General features: G+C 46.8%; 6 protein-coding genes. All 6 read right to left on the bottom strand.

Annotated features, from left to right (window positions below):
- Nucleotides 1–522: 522 nt before the first annotated feature.
- On the bottom strand, nt 523–1,581 hold the full coding sequence (locus tag ONB37_19970) for a T9SS type A sorting domain-containing protein (protein ID MDZ7402440.1): 1,059 nt from the start codon (nt 1,579–1,581) through the stop codon (nt 523–525).
- Nucleotides 1,582–1,854: 273 nt separating this feature from the next.
- A complete protein-coding gene (locus tag ONB37_19965) occupies nt 1,855–2,991 on the bottom strand; it encodes an IPT/TIG domain-containing protein (GenBank protein ID MDZ7402439.1) in 1,137 nt (378 codons plus the stop codon).
- Nucleotides 2,992–3,238: 247 nt separating this feature from the next.
- Nucleotides 3,239–4,234 (bottom strand): PorV/PorQ family protein, encoded by a 996-nt coding sequence (locus tag ONB37_19960; protein MDZ7402438.1) that lies wholly within the window; start codon nt 4,232–4,234, stop codon nt 3,239–3,241.
- A 517-nt stretch (nt 4,235–4,751) separates the two neighbouring features.
- Nucleotides 4,752–6,851 carry a hypothetical protein gene (locus ONB37_19955; protein MDZ7402437.1) on the bottom strand — a complete coding sequence of 700 codons (2,100 nt, stop codon included), beginning with the start codon at nt 6,849–6,851 and terminating at the stop codon, nt 4,752–4,754.
- 151 nt (nt 6,852–7,002) lie between these two features.
- A complete protein-coding gene (locus ONB37_19950; GenBank protein ID MDZ7402436.1) occupies nt 7,003–9,987 on the bottom strand; it encodes a TonB-dependent receptor in 2,985 nt (994 codons plus the stop codon).
- 435 nt (nt 9,988–10,422) lie between these two features.
- Entirely contained in the window at nt 10,423–11,796 is a 1,374-nt protein-coding gene (locus ONB37_19945) for a GWxTD domain-containing protein (GenBank protein ID MDZ7402435.1), read from the bottom strand.
- Nucleotides 11,797–12,533 lie beyond the last annotated feature (737 nt).

Genomic DNA, 12,533 nt, shown 5'->3' with positions numbered 1-12,533 from the left:
TTTGTTTGTTATTCCCCAATAAAAAAAATATTTGGGTCATTCCGAACGGAGTGAGGAATCTAGGTAACAATAATTTTTTCACAATCAGATTTCTTTCAATGTTCGAAATGACATGGCGTCAAATGTCATTCCGAGCGTAGCGAGGAATCTGGATAGACCACGAACCGATTGTAACCTCCAGATTCCTCACTCCGCTGCGCTCCGTTCGGAATGACACGGTCTTACTCGTCATTCCGATCCGCCGACTGGCGGAGAGGAATCTGGGAATCCTTCAATTCGTTTTAAGAACCAGATTCCTCATTCCTCCGCCAACTGGCGGGTCGAAATGACACATCCTTGCCTGTCATTCCGAACGGAGTGAGGAATCTGGTGATCCACCAGCCTGGTTGAACAGCCAGATTCCTCACTTCGCTGCGCTACGTTCGGAATGACAAGGCTTCACTTGTCATTCCGAACCGTCCGCCAGTCGTCCCGATGGATCTGTTCGGATTGACAATACAACCCAAACAAAAGAATGTGACTTTAGTTTATCACCAAAAACTTCTTGACATAAAATTTATTATCCGTTTTAATTCTCAAAAAATACACTCCCGCCCTCAGAAATCCACCAGCCTGATCCTTCAAATTCCATCTAAAAATTGCTTGCTGATCGGGTATCGATCCCCTAAAAACTTCTCGACCCAGAACATCAAAAATTTGAATTGTCTGAAAATTGGCTTGAGGCGAGTTGAATTGAAAAGTCACAAACTCTGCCCCTTGCGAAAGGCTCACTGGATTGGGATAAATGGCGATATCTTTCGGCATGGTCACTTCAGGCTGATCATCGTGAATGGCCACTGCTGATGGAGCGGGCAAAATATCCTCCAGCCTGCCACTGATGCGGACGTCATCGATTCGCCCCTCAAAATCCTTGATCGACGGGGCGGCGGGATTGCTGGCGTACCATGAGCCAATGGCCAGCGGATCGTTATTGGAGAAAAAGTTCTGATTGAAATCCAACGTGTCTCTGGGATTCGAACTCACCTCATTCCACATATAGACTTTGTGGTTGCTGAAATCATAAAATACCGCCACAAAGGTCCATTGATTGATTGGGATCTCGAAATTAGACGCCACGGATTGCGCTTGATTATTGGCGTCTCGAATGAGGAACTCCAGCTTTTTATTTTTGGAAATGCGCAGCGAATAATTCGTCGTTTTGATGATGGGGAATTGATCGCCCTTGTTCAAAATCCAATGGACATCATCGCCCAGGATCAGCGGATAAATCCAGGCGGAAATGCCGATGTCTTCGTTATCGAAATCCAGATCTTTGCTATCCTTGATTTTAAAAAAGTCATATTTATTGGTGCTGTCCAGCCAGAGATAGGCCGCCCCTTCTTGAAGCGGCTCGGAGCTGCTATAGGTAGCAGCGCCTTGCAACTCGCCCTGATCATCTGCTGTGTCCCAGTCTGCGGTATCGAAGCCGTTGTTTTCAAATTGCCAGCGGCCGCCTTTGCTCTGGGAATGCAATTGTTGATTCAATAGCAAAATGACTGATATCATGAAAACTGTAAAGCGGCACCAATTCATTCGTCTCATCCTTGCTCCGATTTCTATTAAGATATACACTTCTGCAAAATGTGGAAACCTGTCATTCCGAACGCAGTGAGGAATCTGTGTAGAACGATAACCTGTTTTAATGTTCAGATTCCTCACTCCTCCGCTAACTGGCGGATCCGTTCGGAATGACAGAAAAATCAGTAGATTTCACACACAGTGCGCTCGAAAGGACTTTTTTAAAAATTATCCTTTAGACGCAATCACCGAACTTACCAATAACACCTTTAACCAATTACCCAATTACCCAATCCCCTAATATCTCGGCGCTTGCTCGACACCAATATACGCCTTCATCACCGTGCCAACATCTCCCCAGCCAGGGTAAACGATGTACATGGTTTTCTTGTTGAAAGTGATATAACGCATGGGTGTCAATAACTCGCCTTCATACAGAACTTCCTCGGTGCCGTCCTGCTTTTTGGTATAAAGGCTCGTCTCCCAGGCTTCGGTGAAATACATGGTGCCTTCGACATCAAATTCGATGCCGACAGGGGCGGTGCCTTCATAAACAATTTCCTCATTGCTCAAGCCATCGGCTGTGATCTCGAAGCGCACGATTTGGCCGTCCCAGATATTGGTGACGTAGAGATGATCGCCAAACACACGGCAGCTTTTGGGCGTACTTAAATCAGCAACGGCTGTAAGGGCGCCGCTCTTATCAAGTCGCACGATGCCTGAATCGTTGGCGCAGATGTACATATTGCCATTCGCATCCCAATCAAAATATACAGGGTCGGGCACTTCCACAACATCTTCGATGGATGAGCCATCAGGAGAGATGCGCACGATTTTGCTGTCGTGATGGAGGCAGACGTACAGATAATTTTGAGCGCCGAATCGAATTGCCCCGCTGATTGGAATATCTGTAACAAACTCTGTTTTGACGCCGTCAGGGCTAATTTTATAAATGATATGGTCAGCAGCGGAGCCGACATAGACATTTCCCTCGTTATCCACATCAACACCGTTGGGCCAGACGATCTCCTCGTCGATCACTGCCAGGGTCGGTTTGAAGGTAAATTCCAATGCATTGCTCCAGAACTCCGAGCCTTTGATGGCGACCTTGACGGGCACGGTTGCATCAGCGATGTTTGGCGTCTGAACGACCAATTCAGTAGGACTGGCTGAGATGATTGTTCCTGTTTTTTTGCCAAACGCCACCAGGTTGAACGCAGGCGTTGGATTGAAACCGCTTCCAGTGATCGTGACAATATCTTTGAGATACCCTTCGGTAGGATTGATGGAGGTGAGCTGCGCCGCAGGCAATCCTGTCGGGTTGGGATCATTTGCTGCCGTGAATGTCGGTTGATTCGGCGCCTCACAGGCGACAAAAATCAACCAGGCCAGGAGAGGCAGGCCGAGTATGACCGACAAAAATTTGTATTTCATTTGTCAATCCTCCATTTCATTCAATTAATTTTGAATAATCAAGCCTAATTATTGTGTGGACAGGAATGACTGAATTACGGTTCTGAACTCCATCAAATTGACATCCCCCCTGGCCCCCCTTCAAAGGGGGGAATGCCTCTATCAAGTCCCCCTTTGAAGCGACCAAAGGAAGTATCCGTATTGTAGGGGATTTAGGGGGATGTTTGATTAATTTTATCCAGTCAATCCTGTTGATCCTGTCAAAAGCTCAAAATTTAAAATCAAACGAGAACGTATGCACGGCATCGAAATTTTTGAATTGGAGATAGCTGTAATCTAAGCCGACGCCCATGCCACTAATGTTGAATAGCAAGCCTGCTCCAAATGCCAAATCCTCCTCATCGTAATTGGTCTTATACCCCCCTCTGAGGAAAAGGATATTTTTGAAGCTATACTCGCAGCCGAAATGGAGCCGTTCTGAATAATCCCGAGGATGGAGGGCATCGATGGCTACGGTAAGATTGTGATCCTGCTGGTCCATCCACAGATTGAAGACATTCATGGCCAGACCGAACTTGAATGTCAACGGCAGGGGGAACGACTCGGCACGATAGGCTTTTTCTTGCGAAAAATTCTGCAGGCTCATGCCGAAGCGCAGGTCTTTGAAGCCCGTGTAATACAGGGTCCCGATATCAAACGCCACCAGGCTCATCTCTGCCGAAAATGTTCTGGGACTGTCAAAGGTGCCTTCCAGCGTTTCGCCCAATTTTTCATGAACAAACTTGACATTGGCGCCGAAGGAAAACTGGGTTGACATGCGACGGGCATAGCTGACGCCCAGCGCCCAATCGGTCGGCGAGAAATCGCCAGTTTCCACAAATCCTGTGGCCGTAGAAGCTCGCTGGGTGCCGTGAATGGTACCCCAATCCACAGCCGAGAAGCTGGCGCCGAAGACACCCCAGTCATCCGCATTGTAAACCAGTGCGCCTGCATTGATGGTGATATCGGCGATCCAGCGATTCTGGCTCAGAAAGATGTGCCGCCCCTCAGCCAGCGCCATGCCTGCTGGATTCCAGAAGATGGAGCTGGCATCGTTGACCAGCGCCGTGTAAGCACCGCCCAGTGCTGTCGCCCTGGCGCCGACGGGAATGGATAGCCATTTCATGCCCGTCTGGGCGATCTTCTTCACGCCACCAGCGTGCGCTGGCAAAGTGAAGAGCAAAACCATTATGATTAAGGGGACTAATTTCCCTGATTTATTCATATCAGACCTCCTGACAGTTGTGCTGTCTGCATTCTTTAGTTATTGTCATTTCGAGGATCCGCCAGTTGGCGGAGACGAGAAATCTGGCTAAGCTACTAATCATCATTTGGTGCACTGACAGATTCCTCACTCCGTTCGGAATGACATTTTCATTTTAAGAATTTTTTATTTGTGTCATTTCGAGGAACGAAGTGACGAGAAATCTGGCTATGATATTACTGAGATTTTGATACATCGACAGATCCCTCACTTCTTTCGGAATGACATGTTCAATTTAACAATTTCTCAATCGTGTCATTTCGAGAAGCGAAGCGACGAGAAATCTAGCTATAATATTACTCAGAATTTGATACATCAACAGATTCCTCACTCCGTTCGGAATGACATTTTCATTTTAAGAATTTTTTATTTGTGTCATTTCGAGGAACGAAGTGACGAGAAATCTGAGTGGTAATGATCAAAATTCCGTGCATCAAAAGATTCCTCACTTCGTTCGGAATGACAGATCGCTTCAAGACTATCTAACGATGACAAATTTTTCGATGCTACCCGCCACTGGATTTTGATCAATATCCTTGGCATTATCAATCTGCAAAATGTAAACACCGCTGGCGATCAATTGATTGGACTCGGTCACCTGGTCCCAGCTTTCATCGGCGCTGCCGCTGGTATGTTGAATCGTCTTGATCAAATCGCCTGTGACTGTGTAGATGCGGAGCGTGCAATAAGCAGGCAGGTTGACGAACAGCAATCGATTGTCGTCGCCCGTGAAATTGAATTCGCCAGCACGAACGATGTAAGGATTGGGTACGATGCGAACGGATTTGGCATCCGCCCTACCTGGTTCAAAGGCAAAAGCAGGCAATTCAGAACGATTGGCATATCTCGAGCTCTCCAGGGGTTGACCAGGGAACAGGCCATCTTTATTTTGCGAGCCGTTGTCGACCGCGGTGACTGCATAATGATAGGCCTCGCCACGCACGACATTGGAATCGACATAGCTGTGCTGCGTCTTGGGCACCACGGCAATCGGTTCCCACAAGAGATGAACACCATCAGCTCTCAGCTCGTTGTATTCGTCCACCAGAAAATTACCCTGCTTCCGATAGATCACATAGTGATCCAGATCGGGTACCCCTGTGTCGGGGTCTCCCTCATTGGAGAGGTCTTCCCATTCCAGGTAAATGACATTCGGGCCAGATCTGACTGTGAGATCGGGAGCAGGCAATGGATCAGGAATATCGAGATTGCGATTCCAGGCCCATAACGCTCGATCGATGGTCTGGAACAATGAATCTCTGCCGGTAGCCAGCAAAGCATTCTTTGCTACATCATCGAAGGTTGCGCCTTCCACACCCCGATACCAGTCCCGCCACTCCAGCCCTTTCTCGATTGCTAATTTTCGGGAGATACCATTGGCTGCCGTGACGTAAACAATGGTGATGGAATCGCCTAATTTAAAATTGTAAGGACCAAAAGATTGGAACGGAAATTCATCCTCTTGGGCCATGGCATCATCAGGCCAGCCCGATTGATCTTCAACCGTCTGTTTGATGCCTGAAGCCGCCCAATCCCAAACCGTAGCAAAGCCTGGGAAATCAGAATCCCAGACATTATAGATATTCATATTGCCCATGATCGAAATTGGCTGGTTCCAGTCGTCGGAGTGATCAAATGGCGATTTGTCGACATGCAAAGCAGCGAAACCCGCATAGGCTGTAGAAATGAATTCAGCAGACGGCAGCGGAGTTGCACCCCCCTCACCAATTGCGAACCGAGGATCACCAGTATCGTCGAATTCCCTTCCACCTTCTTCGAACTCTGTGATCTCAGGATGATCTCCATCCCAGCAGTAGGAGATGGCCAACGGCCTGCCGCCGCTCACCAGCTTGGGCGTATACATCTCATAAGTCGCCCAGTCGTCTTTTGCCTCCTCATACCACCGGGAGTAAGTGATCCAAGTTCCCTCGGCAGTTTGAAAACTATATCCGATGATAAAATAGACATCCTGCAAGGTTTGGGTGGGATCGGTATCAGGTTGTGGATCCTGATCCCAATCAAAGGTGCATTTGTATTTGCAAACATGGATCACATAATCGTCATGATTGGGATTCGAATAAGAATAGGACCGCTTGGTGACCTCGAACCCTGGGTAAGATTTATAATGCAACTCGATCATTTGATCAGATGGAAGATTAGGATCGATGATACCGTTAAATCTTCGCGATGATAATTGCATTTCACCATTGGCGTAGACCCAGACCTCTGGTGGTTTATGCCTGCGATATTCTTTGATTCCGTAAGGCTCAGTTTGATTATAAGAAACAGGGTAGAGATTATCCTCCTTGACATGCTCTGTCCCTGTGGAGTCGATCCATTTGCCGATGGCATGGCCGCTGTTGTAAAACACAATGGTAGCGTAGCGAAAATGATCCTGGGGCCATTCGCCTGTGGGATCGACCTCATTAGTATTGATGTAATCAACCGCATCGATCCGCAATTTGTAGTCGCCGAGATTATGGGTTCGAGACTGAGCCAGGCTCGAACTCACCTGAAACATCAGCGCCCAACAAATCACGGCAATCGCTATGGATAGTTGAGGTTTAAAAAGCTTCATTAGCCTGTACCTCCTTCAAATTCGTCTTATTTTAAACGGATTACTCAATTTTTTATCACAAGATTTAAGAAGGTAATTAAGTAAATGTGATGGATATTCAACATTACCCAACAACCCAATTCCCCAATTACCTAATTACCCAATAACCGACTCAGAACTGTACCCTCAATCCAAAGAACACATCCCTGGGATTGATAAAATGAGCCCAGGTGTTCCAGCCCAGGTCGATGTAATCTTTGCCTGATTCGCCTAATTTGTCGTTGCCTTTTTGATCACCCGTTTCCCACGGGAAATGGAGCGAGTCAACATACTTGTTCCAGTACAACGGGCTGGGGAATCCTTTGTAGTTAAAGAGATTTTTAATTTCCACAAAGAATCCCACTCGGGATTTGCCAATATTGAAACGCTTCTCCACCTGCATGTCCGTGTTCCACCAATCGATCACTTCGGCATAATGCTGCTCGCTCAGAAGGGCTTCGGGATTCAGTAGCTCTTTGCCACCATCAGTCCATTCTTGTAAAATGTTCAGCCGCCAATTGCCAAAGACATTGTGGCCGAAGACCTTGGGCCCAAAAGTTTCAGGAGTTCGAAAAGTGATATTGGCTGTGACCGATGGAACAGGATTATTCCGCACTTGGGTCGTTCGCTCTCGCTGTTGCTTGGCTTTCTGTCGATCTTCATAGATATAGCGAAGACCTGTATAACCAGTGCTTTTCACCATGTAATCCATGTTGACCCAACCATACCACCATTGACCGACCCGTTTTTCGATTTTCAGCTCCAGACCCCGAATATCGGCGTAGCTGTTGTTATTCCAGGTTTCAATATCATTCTCGCCATCTATCGAGACGATATTTTGCTGACTGAGTTGGTTGGCCACATCCTTGTAATATCCCATGAAGTGGATGAGAATATCGTTGGCAACGCTTTGCTCGATGCCGATCTCGTACGAAATGGTGCGAGGCCACTCAGCGCCAATATTCGGAATCGTTGCTCCACGAGAATAGGGCTTCACCGTGTATAGTTGATCCGTTACAGGGGGTTGATAGAAATGACCATAGTTGAAAAAGATTTTGCTGGTCGCTGTGACGGGATGCGAAATTCCCAATCGCGGACTAAAATAGAGCTTATAATCTGGCTCATCTGTCGTAAATTTTGAGAAGCTATTCCCATTGGCTCGCCAATTCTGCAGAGTGTATGGGAGTTCAGAAAAAATAAAAAGCGGATCGAGATTATACGGAGGCGTGCCTGCTTTCAAATAATCCAGCCGTAGGCCCATGTTAGCAATCATGCCTTGGTACTCCAGCTTATCTTGGACGTAAGCGCCAATTTTAATCGGCGACTCGTTGTAATACCACCAGTTCCATGGAGCCTCCTCAAAGGGCTGGGTGGTTTGCCCATGATTGATCTCTCGCCGTTCTTTAAAAAAGGTGTAATCAAAACTAAATCCAGTTTTGATCTCATTATGTTTGTTCACTTGAGAGACGAAATCGCCGGCCAAGCTGATGCCCCAGTAGCGGGAATGATCCTGGCCCCGGCCGCCGCCTGACATGAGGAAATCACCCAGAATATCATATTTCTCGATGATCGAGCCGATCTTGCTGCCCACATACCCCCATGGCGCTTCGTCATACCATTTCCCTCCGATCTGTTTGATGCCCGTGGTATCTCTCAAGCCGATTGGTTCCTGAACGGTGCGATAATTGGTGTATTCCAGCCTGAGATCGTAATAAGATTTAGCGCTCAGCACATGGTTGAACATCAAGCCACCACGGTATTGCATCGTCTCAATGGGATTGTAATTGGCATCGTGCCACATATAGCGCCAATAGAGCGCATTACGGGCATATTCGGTGCCCTGCCGGGTGCCTGTGATCATGCCATTGGTGTCATCGTATATTGAGCCGCTCACGCCCGCCAAATACATGAAGGCATTATTAAAGGACAATTTCATGCTGGGGGATAAATAGGAAGTTAATTTGAGCAACGTTGTGCTCGAGATGGAATTATTGCGGCTGAATGGATAAGCCAGTTGCAAGTCCTCGTAACGCTGGGATAGCAAGAATGCGATGGGGGTAAATGGCAGTCTTCCGCTGAACGAGACGTCGCCAATATAATCAGGCTTGTCAGCATATTTGCGAAGCCGATGCTGCCATTTCCATAATTCCAACAACGCTTGTGGCGTCATATCGTTTTCTGGATCGGCATCGGCCAGGAATTGCCTTGCAACTTCATTCCACCCCACAAAGGTGAATGGATATTTTCCTTCGTTAACCATTTCCTGCGTTACCCCTGTAAACGCATCGGGGCCTGCGTAAACCTTCCAGAAAGGACCTTCGATACTGAACGGACTGGGCCCAAAATGCTTGCGAGCCGGTGGACTGATTCGGGCATCGAGATTGAGCGAATATTTGTCCAGGCTGCCTTCTCTGGTGATCACATTGATCATGCCCGAACGGATATCGCCGAACTCAGCATTGAATCCGCCCGTTAAAATTTCGATCTCTTTGATCGCCGTTAAGTTCAGGGCAGTCAGCGGCTGCTGGTTGCGCTCGTTGCGGGTCGAAAGCCCATCGATCACGATGTCGGTTTCATTCAATTGCCCGCCCCGAATGATCAGACCCGAGCCTTCGGTATTGGCAGTCAGGGTGATCCCAGCTTCCGCTGCTAAGATTTCTTCGATATTGTCCAAAGGTCGATCCTGAATCGCCTGCTCAGTAACGATCTTCTGGCTCGAAGAAACGTCCATTTGGATTACGGGTCGGGTGGCTTCGATGGTCACGGTCTCGCCCTCCAGCACCTGCTGCTTCATGGCAAAATTCAGTGTCGTGGTCTGGTTGACATTCACCACCACGTTTTCCTGAACCAGAGTGGCGTAGCCCATCATGACCGCTTTGACTTTGTAGTTGCCAGGGGGCACATTGATGATAAAATAGTATCCTTCAGCATCGGTCGCAGCGCCCAATGTCGTGCCTTCGATGATGACATTAGCGCCAGCCAATGCTTCTTTGGTATCCTTTTCAAAGACCCTGCCTGAAATCTTCCCCGTCCTTGCCGCCCAGGCATAATCCACCACGACCAAAACCAGCGCCAGGAACAGGATCAATAAAAGATACCTGACATGACTCTGCCTCATATTTCCTCTCCTTTGAATTGGTTCAAAAATTGTGGATTACGGATTTAGGAAATTGATAATGGATAAAAGTTTATTCGATCATCACCTCCTTGTCTGATTTCTATTTTGAACCTGAGTTAAATTTTAGTTTTTCTCCAACTGATAGAAACAACCCAACGGATGTTAAAATTCCAACTTCCATTGCTTAAATGCATGTCATTCCGTTCAGGCGAACAGATGTCATTCCGAGCGAAGCGAAGCGGAGTCGAGGAAACTTTATTCTTGGTTAAATCAGTTTGATTACAGATTTCTCGCTGCGATCGAAATGACAGGAAACTCGCTTGTCCTCATGGCATTCAAAGTTGAATGAATTTCAAATTCCAATGATCAAGCTGTTTAGAATTTTGGTTATTGAAAATTATTTGGAATTTGTCTTTTGATATTTGGAAATTTTTACTACTTCATCTCATTCATCCACCCAGGATTTTGATACTCATCAGGATGCGTCGAATGCACCAATACATATTTTCCATCTCCCGACCGATCCACGAACACAAATTCCGTCGTGCCCTGGATCGCATAATACCAGATCTGCACAGGCTTGCTAAATTCAGTAGTCGAAAATTGACGCTTGATTTCAATTGGTGGGCCGTACTGAATATAAATTCGGCCCATATCGGAATTGATGCCGCCCGAGAAACTTGTTTCCGCATAGGCTAAGCGTTTGAAATGCTCCTGCATGAATTCGTTTTCAGCCGTCTCGGGATTCGGGTCCTTCGATTGCCAGAAATTGATCAAGAATTCCTGCTTGCCCCGAAGATTCAATTTTTTGAACAACTCCTTTTCCTCAGTCGTGGCGATGTACTTGATCTGATCAAAATATCTTTGAACATTGTCCTCTGTGATCGAAAGCAGCATGTCCTGTGCAGCGTCCCTGCTGGCAACGCTAAAATAGCGCCAATTCGAGGCCGATTCACCTGATGGCAAATCGGTGACATGCAATGTCAGTTTATAAAGACCCACTTTCAAATCGGCCAGCGGAATGATTTCGACTCGGGAGCAATTAGCGCTGGTCTTGGGAATCGTCGGCCGCTGGTGAGATGCCACCTCTTTTCCAGAAAGATCTTCAACGGAATAGCTGACTGAATAGGAAGATGGATTTTCTGGCTTGAAGCCAAGATGATTGATCTCAAAATAAACGTACGCATTGGGCGCTTGCACGGAATAAGAAAAATTTCTCGTGGGATTGGGGATCATCAACAAACCACTTTTCTCAAAAGCACTTGGCTGGATGGCTTTTTGAATATGGCTCACAAAATAGAGATCGCTGATCGAAAGCTGATCGGAGAACTTTTTTCGCAGCAAGGAATTTGTAATCGCTCCCTTTTTACCAGAAAGGGAATCGGAAATGACCAAAGTGAGCGATAGGGAATCAGCGGTCGTTTCGATTTTTTTCACGTCTAAAAAGATGGTTCCCGATCCGCCAGTTGACGGACTCAGCGGGACATGTTTCACTTCGCTGGAAGCCAACAAGGTATCTTTGAGCGAACCATACACGTGAAAATCGATTTGAAAAACCGCTACCTGATCGAGCGAATCAGCCTTATTCAGGAATTGGCTCAGATCGACTGAATAAATAAATTCGAGCCGAGTTCCACCCTGCAACGCCTCATATTGACAAACATCGAGATAAAATTCGATGCTGCCCTTGCTTTTGAGGGGCAGAACGCCAATATTAGTTGCGGAAGCGATACTCATGTAAGCCAAAAATAAGAGCAATGACATGCTCGCAACGGTCGTTGATTTTTTGAGACGAAGTTTGTGCTGCATTCGAGATCTCTTATTTTCCTCATTACTGAATAGCGCATGTCATTCCGAACGGAGCGCAGCGGAGTGAGGAATCTATTTTTGAACAAGCATAATGCTTTAACCAGATTCCTCACTTCGTTCGGTATGACTATTGGCTACACACATGAAAGCTGAATGTCATTCCGAACGGAGCGCAGCGGAGTGAGGAATCTATTTTTGAACAAGCATAATGCCTTAACCAGATTCCTCACTTCGTTCGGTATGACTATTGACTATACACATGAAAGCTGAATGTCATTCCGAACGGAGCGCAGCGGAGTGAGGAATCTATTTTTGAACAAGCATAATGCTTTAACCAGATTCCTCACTTCGTTCGGTATGACTATTGACTATACACATGAAAGCTGAATGTCATTCCGAACGGAGCGCAGCGGAGTGAGGAATCTATTTTTGAACAAGCATAATGCCTTAACCAGATTCCTCACTTCGTTCGGAATGACTATTGGCTACACACATGAAAGCTGAATGTCATTCCGAACGGAGCGCAGCGGAGTGAGGAATCTATTTTTGAACAAGCATAATGCCTTAACCAGATTCCTCTCCGCCAGTTGGCGGATCGGAATGACCGATTCGAATAGTCTTCGTTTACGCACTGATCACTGATTACTGATCACTGATTACTGATTACTGATTACTGATTACTGATTACTTTCTCTTTTCCCCTCAATCACAGCCCCACCGTCGGCCGCAGCGTCAGC

The organism is candidate division KSB1 bacterium, from assembly GCA_034506395.1.
In the GTDB taxonomy this organism is placed as follows: domain Bacteria; phylum Zhuqueibacterota; class Zhuqueibacteria; order Thermofontimicrobiales; family Thermofontimicrobiaceae; genus Thermofontimicrobium.
This window is presented reverse-complemented; position numbering and strand designations above follow the sequence as displayed.